Source organism: Paenibacillus cisolokensis (assembly GCF_050481165.1).
GTDB classification, from domain to species: Bacteria; Bacillota; Bacilli; order Paenibacillales; family Paenibacillaceae; genus Paenibacillus_AH; species Paenibacillus_AH cisolokensis.
This window is the reverse complement of record NZ_JBCNFP010000057.1, coordinates 19,907-38,210: the sequence shown is the minus strand read 5'-3', so window position 1 is coordinate 38,210 and position 18,304 is coordinate 19,907. Positions and strand designations below refer to the sequence as shown.

General features: G+C 55.6%; 17 protein-coding genes. 8 read left to right on the top strand and 9 right to left on the bottom strand.

What is annotated here, in order from left to right:
* Positions 1-7 precede the first annotated feature (7 nt).
* Positions 8-877, bottom strand: a complete 870-nt coding sequence (locus ABEV74_RS09945) for a sugar phosphate isomerase/epimerase family protein (RefSeq protein WP_430145622.1) — start codon at positions 875-877, stop codon at positions 8-10.
* A 130-nt stretch (positions 878-1,007) separates the two neighbouring features.
* Here ABEV74_RS09945 and ABEV74_RS09940 point away from each other — a divergent pair, with 130 nt between their 5' ends.
* The 3 genes from ABEV74_RS09940 (at position 1,008) to ABEV74_RS09930 (ending at position 4,161) form a co-directional block, all read left to right on the top strand.
* The gene (locus ABEV74_RS09940) at positions 1,008-2,699 is read left to right on the top strand and encodes an alpha/beta fold hydrolase (RefSeq protein ID WP_430145619.1); all 1,692 of its coding nucleotides are present in this window, start codon (positions 1,008-1,010) and stop codon (positions 2,697-2,699) included.
* Between the two features lie 337 nt (positions 2,700-3,036).
* Positions 3,037-3,351, top strand: a complete 315-nt coding sequence (locus tag ABEV74_RS09935) for a PadR family transcriptional regulator (RefSeq protein ID WP_062489916.1) — start codon at positions 3,037-3,039, stop codon at positions 3,349-3,351.
* A gap of 195 nt (positions 3,352-3,546) precedes the next feature.
* Positions 3,547-4,161, top strand: a complete 615-nt coding sequence (locus tag ABEV74_RS09930; RefSeq protein ID WP_430145616.1) for a DedA family protein — start codon at positions 3,547-3,549, stop codon at positions 4,159-4,161.
* A gap of 90 nt (positions 4,162-4,251) precedes the next feature.
* On the opposite strand, the gene ABEV74_RS09925 is transcribed toward ABEV74_RS09930, so the two are convergent.
* Positions 4,252-4,560: an MGMT family protein gene (locus ABEV74_RS09925; protein ID WP_062489908.1), complete on the bottom strand. Its 309-nt coding sequence runs from the start codon at positions 4,558-4,560 to the stop codon at positions 4,252-4,254.
* Positions 4,561-4,816: 256 nt separating this feature from the next.
* Here ABEV74_RS09925 and ABEV74_RS09920 point away from each other — a divergent pair, with 256 nt between their 5' ends.
* The 3 genes from ABEV74_RS09920 to ABEV74_RS09910 all read left to right on the top strand — a co-directional run bounded on the left by ABEV74_RS09920 (position 4,817) and on the right by ABEV74_RS09910 (position 7,099).
* A complete protein-coding gene (locus ABEV74_RS09920) occupies positions 4,817-5,053 on the top strand; it encodes a hypothetical protein (protein WP_430145613.1) in 237 nt (78 codons plus the stop codon).
* Between the two features lie 30 nt (positions 5,054-5,083).
* The gene (locus ABEV74_RS09915; RefSeq protein WP_430145610.1) at positions 5,084-6,007 is read left to right on the top strand and encodes a phosphotransferase family protein; all 924 of its coding nucleotides are present in this window, start codon (positions 5,084-5,086) and stop codon (positions 6,005-6,007) included.
* A 600-nt stretch (positions 6,008-6,607) separates the two neighbouring features.
* Complete coding sequence (locus tag ABEV74_RS09910; protein ID WP_430145608.1) at positions 6,608-7,099, top strand: hypothetical protein; 492 nt, start codon at positions 6,608-6,610, stop codon at positions 7,097-7,099.
* A gap of 694 nt (positions 7,100-7,793) precedes the next feature.
* Here ABEV74_RS09910 and cstA read toward each other — a convergent pair.
* The 3 genes from cstA to ABEV74_RS09895 form a co-directional block, all read right to left on the bottom strand.
* Positions 7,794-9,587 carry a carbon starvation protein CstA gene (gene cstA / locus ABEV74_RS09905; protein WP_062489899.1) on the bottom strand — a complete coding sequence of 598 codons (1,794 nt, stop codon included), beginning with the start codon at positions 9,585-9,587 and terminating at the stop codon, positions 7,794-7,796.
* A gap of 145 nt (positions 9,588-9,732) precedes the next feature.
* Positions 9,733-10,479, bottom strand: coding sequence for a LytR/AlgR family response regulator transcription factor (locus tag ABEV74_RS09900; protein WP_430145605.1), 747 nt, complete (start codon positions 10,477-10,479; stop codon positions 9,733-9,735).
* The gene (locus ABEV74_RS09895; RefSeq protein ID WP_430145602.1) at positions 10,454-12,232 is read right to left on the bottom strand and encodes a LytS/YhcK type 5TM receptor domain-containing protein; all 1,779 of its coding nucleotides are present in this window, start codon (positions 12,230-12,232) and stop codon (positions 10,454-10,456) included. The genes ABEV74_RS09900 and ABEV74_RS09895 overlap by 26 nt, the downstream gene beginning before the upstream one ends.
* 237 nt (positions 12,233-12,469) lie before the next feature.
* Here ABEV74_RS09895 and ABEV74_RS09890 point away from each other — a divergent pair, with 237 nt between their 5' ends.
* Complete coding sequence (locus ABEV74_RS09890; protein WP_430145668.1) at positions 12,470-12,976, top strand: hypothetical protein; 507 nt, start codon at positions 12,470-12,472, stop codon at positions 12,974-12,976.
* A gap of 214 nt (positions 12,977-13,190) precedes the next feature.
* Positions 13,191-13,421, top strand: a complete 231-nt coding sequence (locus ABEV74_RS09885; protein WP_213528923.1) for an ATP-binding protein — start codon at positions 13,191-13,193, stop codon at positions 13,419-13,421.
* A gap of 95 nt (positions 13,422-13,516) precedes the next feature.
* Here ABEV74_RS09885 and ABEV74_RS09880 read toward each other — a convergent pair whose 3' ends face one another.
* The 4 genes from ABEV74_RS09880 to aguB all read right to left on the bottom strand — a co-directional run bounded on the left by ABEV74_RS09880 (position 13,517) and on the right by aguB (position 18,271).
* Positions 13,517-14,665, bottom strand: a complete 1,149-nt coding sequence (locus tag ABEV74_RS09880) for a Ger(x)C family spore germination protein (RefSeq protein ID WP_430145600.1) — start codon at positions 14,663-14,665, stop codon at positions 13,517-13,519.
* Complete coding sequence (locus tag ABEV74_RS09875) at positions 14,662-16,140, bottom strand: spore germination protein (RefSeq protein WP_430145597.1); 1,479 nt, start codon at positions 16,138-16,140, stop codon at positions 14,662-14,664. Before ABEV74_RS09875 ends, ABEV74_RS09880 begins: the two co-directional genes overlap by 4 nt.
* Positions 16,137-17,228 (bottom strand): endospore germination permease, encoded by a 1,092-nt coding sequence (locus ABEV74_RS09870; RefSeq protein WP_430145595.1) that lies wholly within the window; start codon positions 17,226-17,228, stop codon positions 16,137-16,139. Before ABEV74_RS09870 ends, ABEV74_RS09875 begins: the two co-directional genes overlap by 4 nt.
* A 164-nt stretch (positions 17,229-17,392) precedes the next feature.
* Positions 17,393-18,271 (bottom strand): N-carbamoylputrescine amidase, encoded by an 879-nt coding sequence (aguB, locus tag ABEV74_RS09865; protein WP_430145593.1) that lies wholly within the window; start codon positions 18,269-18,271, stop codon positions 17,393-17,395.
* Positions 18,272-18,304 lie beyond the last annotated feature (33 nt).

Here is an 18,304-nt window from a genome sequence, read left to right as displayed (position 1 = left end):
CTATGATTTAGCGAAAATACCGGGACAAATGCTCCGCCGCCTTCACGATGCCCTGGCGTTCCGCTTCCAGCGAACCCCAATAGCGGTGATCTTCCAGCTCGATGCATATCGCCCCCTGGTAGCCGAGACGGTCGAGGCGAACGGCAATTTTGCCCCATTCGACTTCGCCGTGGCCCGGTATCGTATAGCGCCAGGAGCCTTCGGAGAAGCCGTATTTCGCTCCGAATGTAGCCGGCAATACGCCGCACTCGTACAATTCGTCATGCAGCAGCTCCGTATCTTTGCCGTGGCAATGATGGACGCGCTCTCCGAACTCCGTCAGCGCCCGCAAATAATCGATGCCGAGCCGCACCAGATGGGACGGATCGTAATTGAGGCCGAAATGGCGCGACGGGATGGCGTCGAACATCGCCCGCCACATTTCCGGCGTACAGCCGAGCGTCGGATAGTGCGGCGCAGGCCCGGGCCAGCCTTCGATCGCGATGTAGACTCCCGTCTGCTCCGCATGGCGCACGATGTCGGGGAACGTCTCTTTCCAGATCGCGAACCCTTCTTTTCGCGGTAACGTCATATCCTCCGGCACGAGACACATGAACATGACGCTCGCCCCGAGCTCCGCCATGTCCGTTATTTGCCGCTTGACCGACTCCGCCGCCTCGATCCGTCTCCGTTCGTCCCGGCTGAGCAGCGCGCCGACTTTGGCGGCGTCGACAGACCCGACGGTCAGCCCCGCCCGCTCGACCGCTTGTTTCACTTCCGGCGTCAGTTCGTGCACATCCAGTACATCCAGCCCCGCTTCCGCGGCCCAGGCCGCCGCCGCTTCGATGCCTTCCCCGCCGATACGCGGCGGAATCCGCATGCCGATTTTGCAGCGCATATGCCGAATCTCCCTTCCCATTTGAAATCTTGCCGCACGCAACGCCTCAAGCTAACGAAACCGAATTTAAACGGTTGCGTATGAGTTTATTACACATCTTTTCCAACATTTATGCAAGGAGGATTTCGGTATGAAGAAACAGATCGCGTCCGCCTTGGCGGCCACGATGCTGCTCGCCGCACTGCCGTTCACGGCGTCGGCGAACGGCGTGAAAGTAAGCGTAAAGGGAAAAGACGTTGTCTTCCCCGACGCGCAGCCTTACAAGAACGGCGGTGTCCTGATGCTGCCGCTCAGGCCGGCCTCCGGACCGCTCGGCCTGAAAATCGCGTTCGACAAAGCGTCCGGCACCGTGCGCCTCTCCGGAGACGATACGTCCGTCGTCTTCCGGCTCGGCAGCAGCACCGCGACCGTCAACGGGAAGCAGCGCTCGTTCGGACAAGCGTCCCTGGCGAAGCATAACCGGATCTATGTGCCGCTGTCCTTTTTCCGGGACGTTCTCGGCTATCCGACGTCGCTTGATGCGAACAAGCTGGAGGTATCGATCGGAAACGCCGCTTTGACGCCGGAGGAGTTGGCGGAGCGCGTGGTCGATCTGTTGGAATCCGGCCGCTATCAGGAACTGTACGGCTACTTTGACGATGAACTGAAGAAAGCGGTACCGGAATCCGAACTGGGGCCGGTATGGGAGCAAATCCACAAGCAGGCCGGCGATTATACGGGGATCGAAAACGTAAGCGCAGAGCAATCGCAAGGGAATACCCTTATCACCGCCATTCTGAACTTCGAGTTGAAAAATGTGCAGTTGACGCTGGCGGTGAACGATCGGCAACAGCTGACCGGCCTGTATGCGCAGTTTGTGACGACCGGCGATGACGCCAAGGCGCCGGCAAGCGTCGTCGAAGAAGAGACCGTCATTGGGGAAGGAACGGATTATCCGCTCGGCGCCACGCTGACGCTGCCCAAAAACGCGAAAGGACCGGTTCCCGCCGTCGTACTCGTTCACGGGTCGGGACCGCATGACCGCGATGAGACGGTAGCCGGCTACAAGACGTTCCGGGACATCGCCTGGGGGCTTGGCGAACAGGGCGTTGCCGTTTTGCGCTACGACAAGCGGACTTACGCGCATGCGAATAAGTGGACGCCCGAACAGGCGGCGAAAATTACGGTGAAAGAAGAGACGGTGGACGACGCCATTGCCGCCGCCAAGCTGCTGAAGGAAGATCCGCGGATCGATCCGACGCGCGTCTACCTGATCGGGCACAGCCTCGGCGGCATTCTCGCGCCCCGAATCGATGCCGAAGGCGGCGATTTCGCCGGATTGATCCTGCTGGCCGGCTCGCCGAGATCGCTGGCCGACATTTTGTACGATCAGAATAACGCCTTTGTCGCCGCTATGGACGACAAGGACCCGAAGAAGGAACAAACCAAGCAATGGATCGAGTCGGAATATGCGAAGGCCAAGCGGCTCCAGGACATGAGCATGCAGGAGGCGCTGACGACAACCGTATTCGGATTGCCGGCTTATTATCTGAAAGAGATGGACAGCAAGCTTCCGGCAAGCTATGCGGACCGCCTGAGCAAACCGGTTCTCGTGCTGCAAGGTGAAGACGACTTCCAGGTGTACCCGGACAAAGACTACGTCCTGTGGCGCGAACTGCTTGGCGGCAAGCCGAACGTGACGTTCAAGCTGTACCCCGGATTGAACCATTTCTTCGTCGATTACGAAGGGGAGGGCGAAAATACGCCTGATGAGTACAACGTACCGGGCAACGTTTCGCAAGAAGTCATTAACGATATTGCCGGCTGGGTGCTGAAGCAATGAAAACACAAGAATACACGGACAGCAAACCCGAAAGTATTATTTAGCATTACCAAGTAATCTTAAGTATTATTATCATTGTTATTAACCGCTTAACGGTCCTCCCCTGGAGGGCCGTTTTGGCGCCTCATGCTTATCTTGCGTATCTTTCGCCTCATTCGTTTCATGCGTCTCATGCGTATCTTGCGTCTCATGCGTCGCCTGTCGCTTCCCGCTTTCATTCGAACTCCCCAATCATTTTATGCCAAAAGTACTGCATACAAGTACCTTGTCATTTTAAGTAACTTATAATATGATGGTCCGTGTCTTTTGAAATTCGGACTGATTGTGGAGGCCGCCTTTGAATACCGAGATGCTGAAAGGGACCATCGACCTGCTCATTCTCTCAATACTTGCGGAGAAAGAAAATTACGGGTACGAAATTTCGAAGGCGATCAAGGAGCGGACGGACGGCAGCTTCGAAATCCAGGAAGCGACGCTCTACTTATCCTTGAAGCGGCTGGAGAAACAAGGGGCCGTTACATCGTATTGGGGAGACGTCAGTCACGGAGGCAGACGCAAATATTATTCGATTACGGATGATGGGACGAGGCTGCTGCATAAGTATATAGCGGATTGGAAACAGACGGTCGCTGTCATTGACCGATTTCTGTAACAATGCCGCCGCGTTCGTCTTCGGAGGGCCGCTTCGGACCGCTCCGCCGCTTGCGCTTTAGGCGGAGAGCGCGGCATTTGCCTTGGCGCAAGCTTTATGGGGCTGTTCATCGTCTATAAAGCGATGGATGCCGCCGCCTGCAAAAAGCTGCACCGGATCTGACCATACCGATCTAATCGAAAAAGGAGTTCGATCATGGAACATTGGATTACGGAAGTCATGGACAAGTTCGGGTATATGGGCATTTTTCTTCTCATCGCGATCGAAAATCTGTTTCCGCCGATCCCCTCCGAAGTCATCTTGACGTTCGGCGGCTTCATGACGACGTATACCGGCTTGACGGTCCCCGGCGTCATCCTCGCCTCGACCGTCGGCTCCCTGTTCGGAGCCGTCCTGCTGTATTTGATCGGTTCGCTGCTCGACATTCAGCGGCTCGAGAAGATCGTCAAGCGCTGGGGGCATATTTTGCGGCTGACGCCCGAGGATTTGCACAAGGCCAACGACTGGTTCGCCAAATATGGCTTGTGGACCGTCTTTTTCTGCCGGTTCATCCCCTTGATCCGCAGTCTCATTTCGATCCCGGCCGGTATGGCCAAAATGAATTTCGGCGTCTTCATCGTGCTGACGGCAGTCGGATCGTTCATCTGGAATGCCGTACTCATCTATGTCGGCTCCAGGGTCGGCGCATCGTGGGAAACGATTGTCGAATATATGGACATCTACTCGAATTTCGTCTACGCCGGAATCGCCATTGCGGCCATTGCCGTCATCGTCTGGTGGATAAGAAAAAGAATGCTCAAAAGAAAATAGGAACATGAAAAGCAAAGCCGATCTCGCCCCGAAGGCAAGCATCGGCTTTTGCCGTGTATACCGGGAAAATGCGATTTCCTGCGGAACGCCTCATTCCGGCACATGCCGGTATTTATCCAGATCGATCGACCCGTCGACATCGACTTCGACGCCTTCGCTGCGCAAATACAATACTTGCATCTCCCGGCCCTCGTCGTCCTTGATCGCGATTTCGCCTTTGGCGTTGACGACCCGATGCCAGGGCAACCGATGCGCGCGGCTCATCGCATGAAGGATGCGAACGACCTGCCGGGCTGCTCTCGGACTTCCGGCCTGCTCCGCCACTTGCCCGTAGGTCATGACGCGGCCTTCCGGAATGCGTTTGATGATTTCGATGACGCGCATCGTAAACGGCTGCAACCCGCGCTCCTCCTCTCTTAGTTTTTGGAAAACCTGGATGCCTTTAACTCCATGTATTGATATAATATTATCGTCCCCTGCGAAGCGAGCGGTCGACGGCCGACGGCCGGTCTTGCAGCCGCCCGCCTTGAAGCGGCTTTCTTACGGGAGCCAAGCAGGCAGTCGTCTGCAATTGTTCTATATTTAGCGTATCACAGCGTATTTCGCCCATCAACAGCCACCGTGCGTATCCTCGTCCGATCGGAGGTGGACATTTATGAATGAAGGAAAGCAGCTTGACATCCATGAAACGCAGGCCTTGCGGGAAATTCAAGAGGAACCGCAGTACGTCGACGAGCAGCTGCTCCCGATGCAAAGAATCGAAGGCGGGGGGCCGATCAAAAGAGTCCCTCTGCACACGATGCCGGCGCCGCTGCGCATATTCGGGTATCTATTTTTAGGCTTTATGGCGCTGATGGGCGTCATGGCGCTCGTCGTCACCTTTTTTCGCTGAACCTATACCCCACTGGAGGACATGGCATCCATGCTATCGTTCAAACCCGAAATGAACGCGGAACAGGCGGCGAACATGCTGCGGCACGCGCTGGGCGGCAGCGTCGACGGGGTCACGCCGATCGATCAGGGCGAAATCAGCCGCGTCTTCAGCTTCCGTCATGGCGGCGCCGAGTATGTCGCCCATTTCAAGGACAGCCGGGACGGCTTCGACAAGGAGCGCTACCTGTACGAAACGATCGCCTCGCCGCAAATCCCGATCCCGCGCGTGGTCCGAATCGGCGAGATGAACGGCCTTTGCTTCAAAATCGCGGAGAAAGCGCCGGGCCAAGCCGTCATCCGGTACCCGCCGGATACGATAAGGAAGATTCTGCCCGACCTGGTGCGCAAATTTGCCGCGATTCGCGAAGTTCGTCCCGCCCCCCATACGACGGGATACGGGTGGATCGCGCCCACGGGCGACGGGACGCACGACAGCTGGCCCGCCTTTCTCGCCTCGTTCTTCCTGGAAGAACAGACCGGCTTCTGGCACGGCTGGTACGCGCTGTTCGAGGAGACCTTTCTGGAGCGCGATCTGTTCGAGCGGCTGTACGCGGAGATGATGGAGAAGGCGAGCGCCTCGCCGACGGAGCGCTGTCTCGTGCATGGCGACTTTCATCTCGCCAACATGCTGTCGGACGGCCTCGTCGTTACGGGCATCGTCGACTGGGAGATGGCCATGTACGGCGATTTCGTGTTCGACCTGGCCATTCAGCATCTGTGGACACCGTATCTGAACATTCCCGGCTTGATCCGGGACGCCTGGGCCGAGGAAGGACGCGATATTCCCCGCTTCGAGGAGCGGCTCGCCTGCGCCCTGCTGTTCAAGGGGCTGGACGGGCTGCGGTTCTACGCCAAGAAGGGCGATCGCGCGTCCTATGAATCGATCAAGCGCGACCTGCTGGCGCTGGTATAGCATGTTGCGCCCGATTCGAGATGCGAGTGGCGGACAGCCGGATTATGACGTTTCAGCTTATGATACTAATGATGCAGTTAATAGAACTTGGGGAACAGGTTGCACAGAGTTTTATAAATGGGTCCCTGGTTATACTGAGGGGGAATTGGCGTTCTCGGGTACGCAAAAAGCTACTTGGCTTGCCTCTGATCCGTGGCTTCCCGATAAGATTGTCTTGCATCAAAGCACTGAATTTTCTGGTTACAATTTAACGTTAGGATTCCCCCCGACTTGGGAGAGGTATGAAAATACAATTTCTTGGCGCTCGGAACCTATATCTGGAGTATGGTATACTCAAGCTACTAGACCCAATATAGTGTAAAATGGACTGTCCTTTTCGGAAATCTTACTAATGCTGTTGTAACTGATACTGCTGATATTTACGTTACCAAGAGCGGTATCACTAGAATTTACCGACCTCAATCTGAAATAGATATTTTTGGATGAGCCAGTCTCAAAGTAACAGGCCCCGGTCTGTTACTTTCGTTTTTATGCCAATGGATATTAGGATATTAGCTCTACCGTAATGGAGGATTGGTAATGCGAAGATGTCTAACAACGTTGATTATCGTAGGATTGAGCATCATGTTAGGTTGTACAAATTCTCGCCCGTCGCCTATAACGGAGCAAGAAGTTAATAAATTTATTGCTGATCATGACATTCGAGAAGTTGCCGTCGAAATAATGGGGGAAATTACGGTCGTTCTATTCAACGAGGATAAATTTACCGGGTATTATATGCTTTATAAGGATAAAGACGGGAATCTCCAAGATCAGATCGTGTTTGGGGAGGCTGGGGAAAACGCCCCTATTGTTGTAATGGGATCAGCAACGAGATTTCCCTTCGTGACCGTTATACTAAATGATGAACAGATTTTAAAGTCAGCATCTTCAGTAGCAATAACGTTCGATGATCAAACCGTGGTTCGGAAAGAGCTTAGTAAGAACGGCGCTATTATTCCTTACGGGAATGAAGTTAAAGGGAATATGTTTTATTCTAACGTCGCGATTTACGACGCAGCGGATAATGTAATTTATTCATACCCGCAATAGCATAAAAGCCGGCGTCCAGTTCAGCCAAAACCGATCCGTGTGGACCGCGACAGCCGACATACCGGCGTCCACTCTCAAGCTGGCGCTTCTCGTTCGGACGGCAGGTCGACGTTATAGGAACGGCCGCAGAGCGTGTCTCTTGCCCGTCGATGCCGGCCGTCAGCGGCGGCCGCGTGATGGCGTTTCATGGCATTGACATCGCTAATCCCCGTTTTGGGCCGTTTCATTGCATTTTGTGCAACAGATTACTCCTAACTCACCCGCTTTCTAGCTCCCGATTGTATGTTCTGCAATCAAATATGGCCGGCAGAGTCGTAGAGGAGCATTTTATTGCAGATTGTACAATGGCGCTGAGGGACCGTACCCGTCCGGGGAATTCACAAGGAAAGGCCATCCGCCGGGGATGGCCCTCTTTGTGGATACTGCGCTCTCGCCGCGCTTTCGCTTCGCTTACGAAACCCTAGTCACCTTATTTGAACGAAATTCCCCATTTCGCAGGTGTCTGGAGTTCGCTAGCACGAACCCGGAGCCTGATATGGCCAAATTAGCGTGACCAGGATTCGTTAGGCCCCGTGTTAGGGAATAGCGGCATCATTCGCCCGGCCGAATCCGAATTCGCCAATACCGCCCCCATTCGCCCGGCTGAGCCCCGGGGTTCCCGATCCGCGGCATCGCCGCGCTCGCGCAATCGCGCTTACGCCGACCTTGCCTCCAGTCTCGCGCCCGGCACGCTTAGAATTTGAATCCACTTGCGGATCGCCGCAACCAGAATGACAACGCCCAGGATGAGCATGATGATCGACAGCACCCCGTTCAGTACGTTGTAACCGGCCGCTTCGGGATTGAGGTACACGTTTCGGATCATCCAATAGCCCGCATAGTTGACCGTGGCGAACAGGTAAGCAAGCGGAACGAGACAGGTCAGCATATAACGGCGCTTGTCGGCGATTTTCAGGATGACGGTCGCGCCGATGATGAGCCCGATGGACGCCATCAGCTGGTTGGAGACGCCGAACAGCGCCCATACCGAGCCGATATCACCCGAATACAGCAGGTAGCCCCACATCAGACAGGCGAGCGCGCTGGCGAAAATATTGCCCGGCATCCAGTCGACACGCTTCAGCGGCTTGTAAACTTCGCCGAAGAAGTCCTGGATCAGATAGCGGGCGACGCGCGTCCCCGCATCGATAGCCGTCAAGATGAAAACGGCTTCAAACATGATCACGAACTGGAAGAAATACGGCGCCAGGTTGGCGAACCACGGAATCGACGTGAAAATATGGGTCATGCCGACGGCCAGCGTCACCGCGCCGCCCGTTCTCCCTTCCAGATTGAGTCCGATTTCCTCGCTCAGCCTCGGCAGATCGACGACGCTCATGCCGAGCGTCCGGAACACTTCCGGCGAGGAGTTGATCGCAAAATAGTCAGCCGGCTGCAGCGCGATCGCCGCAATAAGCGCCATGATGCCGACGAGACATTCGACCAGCATCGCGCCGAAGCCGACGACTTTGATGTCGCTCCAGCGGTTCAGCATTTTGGGCGTCGTGCCCGATCCGACGAAGGCATGAAAGCCGGAGATGGCGCCGCAGGCGATGGTGATCGAGATGAACGGCCAGACAGGGCCTGCGATGACCGGGCCGCCCCCGTTCACGAATTCCGTCAAAGCCGGAAAGGAAATGCTCGGATTGATCATGAAGACGCCGACCACGAGCGCGATAAAGACGCCGATTTTCATAAAGCTGCTCAAATAGTCGCGCGGAGCGAGCAGCAGCCATACCGGCAGCGCCGCCGCGAAGAAAGCGTATACAGGCAAAATGATCGCCAGCGTCTTCGTATCGAACGACAGCATTTGCCCGAAAGCCGTCTCCTGAATCGCCGGGCCGATAAACACGCCGGCCATGAGCAGGATGAAGCCGATCGTCGAGGCCAGTTTCAAATTGCCCGTCTTCTTGTAGAGCAGTCCGACGCCCATCGCGATCGGAATCGTAATGCCGACGGCGAACGTCCCCCAAGGATTGCGCTCCAGCGCATGCAGCACGACCATCGAAAGACCGGCCATCGTAATCGTAATAATAAACAGCATCGCCAAACCGGTGCAAAATGCGGCGACCGGCCCAAGCTCTTCCTTGGCCACTTCGGACAGCGATTTGCCGCTCTTGCGCATCGAGGCATAAAGCACGACGGCATCGTGCACGGCGCCGCCGATGACGGCTCCGATGAGCAGCCACAACAAGCCCGGAAGATAACCGAACTGCGCGGCCAGTATCGGACCGACGAGCGGCCCCGCCGCGGCGATAGCGGCGAAATGATGGCCGAAGGCGACCCATTTGTTCGTCGGCACGTAATCTTTGCCGTCGTTCAACGTATGCGCCGGCGTAGGTTGATTGTCGTTCAGTTTCAATACTTTGGCCGCCATGAATGTCCCGTATATCCGGTATGCGATCATCAGGATACAAATCGATCCGATGACAATTGTAATCGCATTCATAACAATGTCCCGTCCTTTCGTTGACCTTGGTTGTTTATCCATCATACAAAATGAAAGCGCTATTTCGCGGTTTTCAGGATAAAAGGTCAAGGCCGGGAGCTGAAATTCAAAATGCGAGGGCCGGAACGCAGCCGGCCATCCCCTTTTACAAGCCGATCAGCTGCTTCAATTCTTTCGTGTACGTCCGGCTGACCGGCACCTTCGAGCCGTCTTTCATCATCAGGTTGTATGTCGAATGAAACCACGGCTGAATTTCCACAATGCCGTCCATATTCGCGAGATAGGCGCGGTGGACACGCACGATAGGCGTATTCCGCAGCTTCTGCTCGAAAACGACCAGCGGTTCGGCCACCGTATACTTTTGCCCGGTTTCCGTTGCGATGACCGTCTTGCCTTCTTCGGAACCGATATACAAAATCTGGCTTACCGGAACGAGCAGAATGCGATCGTCGACCATGATGGCCAGCTTGTCTGTCCGTTCCGGCGCCAGCTGCGGAGCGGCCTTGCGTGTGCTGACGGCATCCCGCGCATCCCGCAATCGGATCAGCTTCTCGACCGTCTGCCGGATCCGGTTCTCGTCGAACGGTTTCAAAATATAATCGGCCGCGTTCAGCTCGAACGCCTTCAAGGCGTGCTCGTCGTACGCCGTGGCGAACACGATATCGGGTCTTTCGTCATCGCGCACGAGCCGCGCCGCCAGCTCCAGCCCGCTGTCCTCGGCCAACTGAATGTCCAGAAAGACGGCATCCGGCTTATATTGCCCGATCTGTTCCGCAGCCTGCTCCAGACTTTCCGCTTCCCCGATCACATCGACCCGTTTGGTCCGACGCAAAATATACGCCAGTTCGTCTCTGGCCAGCGGCTCATCATCCACAATGAACGCTCTCAACATGCAGACCCCTCCCACTCTCCTGGCTGAGCGGCAGCGAAATGAAAACTTTCGTACCGGCATCCCGTTCGCTTTCGACCCGGAACACCGCCTCGCCGCCGTAAAGCTCTTCGATTCTTTTGCCAATATTGACCAGCGCCGTTCCGGTGCCTTCCTTCGATTCGACCGCCTGCTTGCCGAGCCGGCCAACCACATCGGCGGGTATGCCGTTGCCGTTGTCCTCCGTAATGAGCACCATGCGGTCGCGCTCGCGGTAAGCCCGAATCGTAATCAGTCCTTCCTTCCGGCCGGCAAAGGCGTGCCGCACGGCGTTCTCCACCAGCGGCTGCAGCGTGAACGGCGGAACCATCACCTCGCCAAGCGAAGGCTCGATGCGGAAATCGACGCTGTATTTTCCCGGAAAACGCGCTTTTTCCAGCGATATATAAGCTTCCACATGCTCCAGTTCCTTATGCAGCGGGATCAGGGTATGGCGCGCGCCCTGCAAATTGCTGCGGAAAAACACGCCGAGCTGCAGCAAGAGCTTCCTCGCCTTGTCCGGGTCGGTCCGGCACAGCGCGGATATCGTGTTGATCGCATTAAACAGAAAGTGCGGATGCACCTGCGCTTGCAGCGCCTTGATCTCCGCGTCCTGCAGCAGCTTGCTCTGCTGCTCGGCGGCGGCCAGCTCCAGCTGCGTCGAGAACAGCCTGCTCAGCCCTTCGGCCAGCTCCTGCTCCACCAGATCCATCTGGCTCGCTTCCGTAAAATAGAGCTTGAGCGTCCCCACCGTCTTCTGATGAACGCGAAGCGGCAGCACGATCGCCGACTGCAGCGCACAGTCCGGCCTGGAGCAATGGATTTCCTCCTTCGTCCTCGCCTTCAGAATGCGCCCCTGCTCCAGCACATTGCGCGTCAACCGGGTCACGATGCGCTGTTCCGGAATATGATGGTCGGAGCCCGCACCGATATGCGCCAGCACGCGTTCGCGGTCCGTAATGGCGATGGCGGCGGCGTTGGTCGCTTGCAGAATGATTTTCGCCGCCTCCCGGCAAGAATGCGCGTTCAAGCCTTGGCGGAAAAACGGCAATGTCCGGTCCGCGATGCTCAGTGCGGTCTGCGTCTGCAAGGCGCGCGTTCTTTCCTGTTCCTGAAAAATGGACTGAATGATCAGCATGAACAGCAGCGTGCCGAAGCCGTTGATCACGATCATCGGAATGGCGATCACTTCCACCAGCTGGAGCGCGGCGGAGAACGGTCTGGCGATCGCCAGAATGACGCCCATCTGAATGCATTCCATCACGATGCCGACCGCAACCGCCCGCCACGGCGTGTTTTGTCCCCGTTTGCGCAAGTAATTGCCGATAAAGCCGGTTGCGATGCCGGCCACGATGGTGGATAAGCCGCAGGCGACGGCCGTGTAGCCCCCGAGCGTCAGCCGGTGCAGACCGGCGATCAGACCGGCGCCGGTTCCGACCAGCGGGCCGCCCAGCAATCCGCCGAGCGCGACGCCCAGCACCCGCGTATTCGCGATAGCGCCGTCATCGGCGACGGCGATTTGCCATACGACCGTCAAAATTTCGCCGTCGCGAATTTCGATCCCGGTATAGTTGCTGATGATGCCGAACGTGCCGAACACGGCGATCAGCGCCATCTTTTCTTTATAGCCGTGCTCGTGGCGGATAATGTTCCGAAACGATTTCATTCTGGATACGAGAAATACGATAATTAACAAAATGCCGACCCGCTCCAGCATTAACGGCAACAGTCCGATCATCGCCTCTTCCTCCCCGGCAAAGTCTGCAGTATGTCTTTCTATTATAGAAGATCGCAGCCCGGTTTGGCTTGGAAGTTGTTAGCGCAAGCAAAATAACGCCCGGCCAGCATATTTTATTCCGCAAGAAATCGGTCTCCAGCCCGATTTTTCATTCTTCCCGCGGCAGGAAGACAACTTGGGAATGCCGTGGTATGCTGGAATCAATATCCGATGGAAACGGGAGTGAATGTGTTGAATTTGAACCGGAGTGCCTTTCTCGGCCCGATTCTGATCCTGCTGGGCGCGTTTATGTTTATGAGAGGCGATATCGAATTGAACACCGGGACGATATTCGCCTATTTCTGGCCCACCTTGTTCGTCATCCCGGTAGGCGTATTTTTTCATTGGCTGTACTTCTCCGTCCTGCACCGTCAGGCCGTCGGCGTGCTGGTGCCGGGAGGCATCGTCTTTACGGTCGGCATCATATGCCAGATTGCCATGCTGTTCGACAGCTGGGACGTCATGTGGCCCGGATTTATATTCGCGGTCGCGGTCGGTCTGTTCGAGCTGTATTGGTTCGGCGGCCGCAATAAATATTTGCTCATCCCGATCAATATTTTAACTGTTCTGTCGATCCTGTTCTTCGCCATCTTCTCCCTCGGCTCCATTCTGGGCAGCTTGTCGGGCGGACAGCCGATCATCGCCGCGGCGCTCATTATCGCCGGCGGGCTGCTGATGCTGATGCGCAACCGGCAATCGGTCTGATCGTCCCTACGAAAAAATCGCGAAAGCAAGCGCCGCGAACGAGAGGCCGCACATCATGTGCAGCCTCTTCTTTTTTTGCCATCCCCGTCCGTCATATTTTGTTCATATTCGGCTGTTAAACTAAGGCCAAACGAGCCTGGAGAGATGCGAATATGCCGTTTCCATCCGAATTTGAAGCGGCCGTCGGTCCTTATCTGTCAGAACTGCGCGCCTACTGCCGCCAACTTGCATCACGCTCGCCCGCATATGGGACCGCTTCTACAAGTCGGACGAGGCGAGATCGAAGCGCAACGGGACCGGCATCGGTCTGTCTATCGTCAAGACGATTCTCGACATGCACGGCTCGAAGATCGAAGCGGAGAGCGAAAAAGGCAAAGGCTCGACGTTTTCGTTTACGCTGCCGCTCGCAGAACGACAGGGACCGTCCCGGCAGCATCCGGCTTGATCCGGCCTCATGAATCCCGCCAAGCGGAGAACGCCTTTTCGCAGGAGTCCTCCGCTTGTCCGTCCCGCCTTTCCACATAAGACGCCCGTCTGCGGTCACTTTACGACTCTGCCCTTGTACTTGCCCAGATTTGTAATTTGCACCTCTACCTGAATATTTCTCAAAGAATCCGGCTTTAAAATAAAATCCTGTTTTTCAGAGAGACGGCGAAACGTATGGGGATATTTGCGGTATAACGCTTCCTGCAGGTTGAACGGGTCGCACTTGGCCGCCGCGGCTTTTCGATACGTCGTCTCGATTTCGCTCTGTATTACGCCGGCTGTCTCGCTCTTCAACCTGGGAAGCGGGACATCCCCCAGTAATTCAATCACATAGCCGTCTGCGCGAACGCGAAGATCGTAGTAAACCTCCTCGCCTTTGACAATCGGTGCAATCGATAGCTTCGGTCGGGAAAACATCAGCACGGCATCCGTGGAGTCTCCCCCGGGAATACGAACCGGGATCTCCTGCAAGTCTTTCATCGCCCATCTCATCCCTCTCAGATCTTCCTCGGACATCCAAGCACGCATCTTGTTATTCTGGAAGAAATAGGCGCCGGAAATTTTAAACATCGGCCTGCTCTTCTTGTCTTCAGACCAATCGCCGGGCTCGATATCGATGGACGGTATAAATCCCGGCGCACCAGGCTCGTTCAAATTCGCAATAATGCGATTGCCGGTTGAAGGGAGAATGAACGACCTGGGCGAGTTCGTCTGGGTCGCCGTGAACATGATCGAATCCAGCGGCGGCAAATTCAGCAGCGATTTCTGAATCAGGATGTCGGTAAGCTTCCGCTTCGTACCGTAAACGAGAACGTTATATCGCACTTCCCGGTAGCGGTTTATTGCGGCATACACTTCGGCCAAATCTTGCCTGAGCGTTCTTTCCGACAACACGACGGCATGAACATGACCCCAAAACAAACGCATCTGCGAAGTCGTGCTCGTATTCGCCAGCGCCATGGTCAGCGTGTCTCCTTCTCCTCTGCCGACCCAAACCGGGACCGCTTTCCCGATTTCCAGCTGTTCTGTGCGGGCCAGGCTCGTAAAGTTGTGGATCTGCGCATAGGATACCCACCGGTCGTTCACGTAGTCGACTCCGAGCGTCGTCACATAGGCCATATTTTGAATATCCGGCATATTCGTGCAGCCGCTGAGCAGGCCGAGCATAAGCAAGGAAGCTATCAGTTGCCGGACCGCTTTCATTTCCTCCCCTCCTCCATCTGGTCGCTGTCAAGCGTATGCAGGAGCCCGGGTCTTTTTTTGATCATGAACCATGGCACCCGCAAAAAAGATACCACCAAATCCTTGACCACAATGGGTGACAACGGAATCAGATAACCGACGCCGAAAGACCTTAGGCTGCTCATGTAAGCCAGAAGCAGAACCATGCCCAAAATAACCCCGTACATCCCGAGAAGAGCCGACAGGATAAAGAAAAACAGACGCAAAATGCTGACCTGGGTGCTGAGCGACTGATTGACCAGGGTAACGCCCGAAACCGCCGTAATCGCGCCGACAACAACAACCGAAGGCGATACGAGACCTGCACGAATGGCGGCATCGCCGATGATCAGACCGCCGATAGACGTTAACGTCTGACCGATCGCGTTCGGCAGCCGGATCCCCGCTTCCCGAAAGATCTCGAGCAACATCAGCAACAGGAACATCTCCATAGGAGCGGAAAGCGGCACCCCGATGCGCGTGACCGAGACGGTCGCCAAAATCCGGAACGGAACCTGGTCCTGATGAAAAGCCATGAGCGCCACCCAAATCGCCGGCAGAAAGATGGACAGAAACAAGCCGATAATTCGGATGACCCGCGCAAACGAGACATAGGTGTAATTGAAATGCGTGTCTTCCGGCGACTTCAAAATTAATGATAAGGTGGCCGGCGCGATCAGCACCATCGGCAGGCCGTCGACGATGAGCACAAATCGGCCGGCAAGCAGACTGGAGACGGCATAATCGGGCCTTCCGGTAAAGTCCATCAGCGGGAGGATGTTGAACTTCGGTTTGGTCAAAGCCGCCTCCAGCTGATAAATGCTGAAAAGGCCGTCGACATCGAGTTGCCCCAGCCGGCTGCGCACCTCCTTCAGCACAGCGGGATCGAGGATGTCATGGAAATACATCAGCCCGACCTTGGTTTTCGTTCTTCGTCCGATCGTCGTAATCTCAATATGCAGAGACGGGTCCCGAAGCCGCTTACGGATTAAGGCAATATTGACGGTAATGTCCTCGACGAAGCCGTCCTTCGGACCTTTAACCGATATTTCCGTATTCGATTCCTTCGGCTGACGCATCGGCCGGTCCGATATATCAATGGAGCACAGTACGTTCTTTTTCACGAACAGGAGAAGCAAATCCCCCTGAAACACAGCTTCGGCCAGCTGATCCGACGAAGCGCCGTCGAACGGCTTCAAAGGCAGCGAACACGATAATTTGACGAGCGGATCATCGAACGAGCCTTGCAGCCTGTGCAGCTTCTTCAATTCCGGGAAGACGGTCTTGCCGATTTCCTGACTGTTGCACAGCCCTTCGGCATACACAATGACAACTTCCAGAATCTCCTGCTCGCCGAACCGGCAAGTCTGGATCACCACGTCGGCCGAGCCGGCAAACAGATCCCGCAGCTTCTGTTCCGTCCATCGTTCCTTCTCCGTCTGGGCGTTCATGTTCATGTGGCTTCCTCCTGAGCTGGTCTTGAGAACAGTGCGACGATCATCCAAAGAAAGGACAAGGTCAAGATGACAATCAGGGAAACCGGCATATAGTAGCGGTACAACCACAAATAAAAGGAGTATTCGTTAATTGGAATTAAAGACAACAGAACGTAGCTCGCGGTGACCGCAATGATGATCCATTCGCGAATGCGGTCTTTACGGATCGACAGCGTCTCGACAAACAAATAGACAGACAGGCTGATCCGAACGCAAGCTCCGGACAACCACTGGAAAATCGACAGAAAATCGAGATGCTCGACGTATAGTCCGATCCGCACCAGCCGCCATTGCTCATAAGGGGACGTCATCTGGCTGGCGGCTTCTTCGGGACCGAATTCCGTTATGGCCCCTATAATCGGCCCCAGTGTAATGATGACCGTAGCAATGCCGTACAGGAGCAGATGCCAGACACGAACTCTCGTTTTGATCCGATGCTGCATCATGATCAGCACCACTAGCTCGACGAATCCGGCGCCCGCATAGACCATGCCGGCCAAGACCGGTCCCGAGCCGTGCTCGAGGATCGGACGCAGCAAGGCATAATCTTTCATCGGGGCGTTGAAGCTGCTGACGAAGATGCCGAGCACCACAACGAGCGGAAGCAACACGCCGGAAAGTATGGTGATGACGTTAAGGCCCCAAAGCGTAATAAAACAGCAGAACAGCACCAATGCGATTACCAGAAGCAGCTTGGGAGTTGTCGGCAAATAATTGGTAATATGCCAGGATGTCGTATGAACAACCGTCATGCCGCCGACCAGATACATTTGCACGCATACCGGAAGGATTAGAAGCCAGGCTCCGACAGGAGATATCCGGCGGGCGAGCCACGTTTTGAATTCCTGTTGTCCCGATCTGCGCATGATGAAAGCAAGCAGCATCATCCATACGAGTAACACGATACCGGTCACCAGAACCGTTATCCATGAGTCCCTTCCCGAGGCATCGAGAATCATCGGGTTGACAATGACATGACAGGCCAGGCCGTTCATCAGCATGAGCATCATAAAAACCTGCGCAAAGCTCAGTTTGTTGTCCGGGTTCACTTTCCGATCACATCCAAAGTTGGGATCAATTTTTGATTGCTGGTCTATTTTAACCTCCCTGCATTTTTTCATTCCGATCGGGAATTACAAGCAAAAAAGCATGCCCTCTCTTTACGGGATGAGGACATGCTTTCCCTTGCGTTGCTTTCATATGGTTCCGTTACTTAATCGAATCGAAGCTCGCCATCGTAGGAGGTGATGATTTTGTACAGGTCCGGCCGTCGGTCGCGAAAAATGCCCCACTCGATGCGCTGCGTCTCCAGAAGGTCCAGATCGAATTCGGCGGTCAGCACCGTCTCTTCCGTCCGTCCCGCTTCCGCCACCAAGTTGCCCTGAGGTCCGGCGATAAAGGAAGAGCCGTAGAACGTAATACTCGAATCGTCGTCCTCCTCCACCCCGACACGGTTGGAGGCAATGACCGGCACGAGGTTCGCCGCCGCATGGCCGAGCATGCACGTCTGCCAATGATCCTTGGAGTCGATCGAGCTGTCGTGCGGCTCCGAGCCGATTGCCGTCGGATAGAACAGCAGCTCGGCTCCCATCAGCGCCATGCAGCGCGCCGCCTCGGGATACCACTGATCCCAGCAGACGCCGACCCCAATCTTGGCGTAGCGCGTCTTCCACACGCGGAATCCGGTATCGCCCGGGTTGAAATAAAACTTTTCCTCATAGCCGGGGCCGTCCGGAATATGGCTCTTCCGGTACTTGCCGAGCACCTCGCCGTTTGCGTCGATGACCGCTAGCGAATTGTAGCGGGCGTTGTTCTTCTTCTCGTAGAAGCTGATCGGCAGCACGACCTCCAGCTCCTTCGCGATCTTTCGAAAATGCCGGACTGCCGCATTCTCCTCCAGTTCGGTCGCATAGCTGTAGTATTCGGACTTCTCCTTCTGGCAGAAGTACGGCGTTTCAAACAGCTCCTGCAGCAGTATAATTTGCGCGCCCTGCCTTGCCGCCTCCCTGACCAGCGACTCTGCTTTGGCGATGTTTTCTTCCTTGTTGTGCGAGCAGCTCATCTGTGTCGCTGCCACCTTCACCTTTCTCATAGCCGCTCCTCCTTGCGAATGCTTGATCTTGAC

Excerpts from the sequence above, each read along its gene's own strand:
- ABEV74_RS09945 (WP_430145622.1), bottom strand. The coding sequence starts at position 877 with ATGCGCTGCAAAATCGGCATGCGGATTCCGCCGCGTATCGGCGGGGAA.
- ABEV74_RS09900 (WP_430145605.1), bottom strand. The coding sequence starts at position 10,479 with ATGTTGAGAGCGTTCATTGTGGATGATGAGCCGCTGGCCAGAGACGAA.
- ABEV74_RS09940 (WP_430145619.1), top strand. The coding sequence starts at position 1,008 with ATGAAGAAACAGATCGCGTCCGCCTTGGCGGCCACGATGCTGCTCGCC.
- cstA (WP_062489899.1), bottom strand. The coding sequence starts at position 9,587 with ATGAATGCGATTACAATTGTCATCGGATCGATTTGTATCCTGATGATC.
- ABEV74_RS09915 (WP_430145610.1), top strand. The coding sequence starts at position 5,084 with ATGCTATCGTTCAAACCCGAAATGAACGCGGAACAGGCGGCGAACATG.
- aguB (WP_430145593.1), bottom strand. The coding sequence starts at position 18,271 with ATGAGAAAGGTGAAGGTGGCAGCGACACAGATGAGCTGCTCGCACAAC.
- ABEV74_RS09875 (WP_430145597.1), bottom strand. The coding sequence starts at position 16,140 with ATGAACATGAACGCCCAGACGGAGAAGGAACGATGGACGGAACAGAAG.
- ABEV74_RS09930 (WP_430145616.1), top strand. The coding sequence starts at position 3,547 with ATGGAACATTGGATTACGGAAGTCATGGACAAGTTCGGGTATATGGGC.
- ABEV74_RS09895 (WP_430145602.1), bottom strand. The coding sequence starts at position 12,232 with ATGATCGGACTGTTGCCGTTAATGCTGGAGCGGGTCGGCATTTTGTTA.
- ABEV74_RS09920 (WP_430145613.1), top strand. The coding sequence starts at position 4,817 with ATGAATGAAGGAAAGCAGCTTGACATCCATGAAACGCAGGCCTTGCGG.
- ABEV74_RS09880 (WP_430145600.1), bottom strand. The coding sequence starts at position 14,665 with ATGAAAGCGGTCCGGCAACTGATAGCTTCCTTGCTTATGCTCGGCCTG.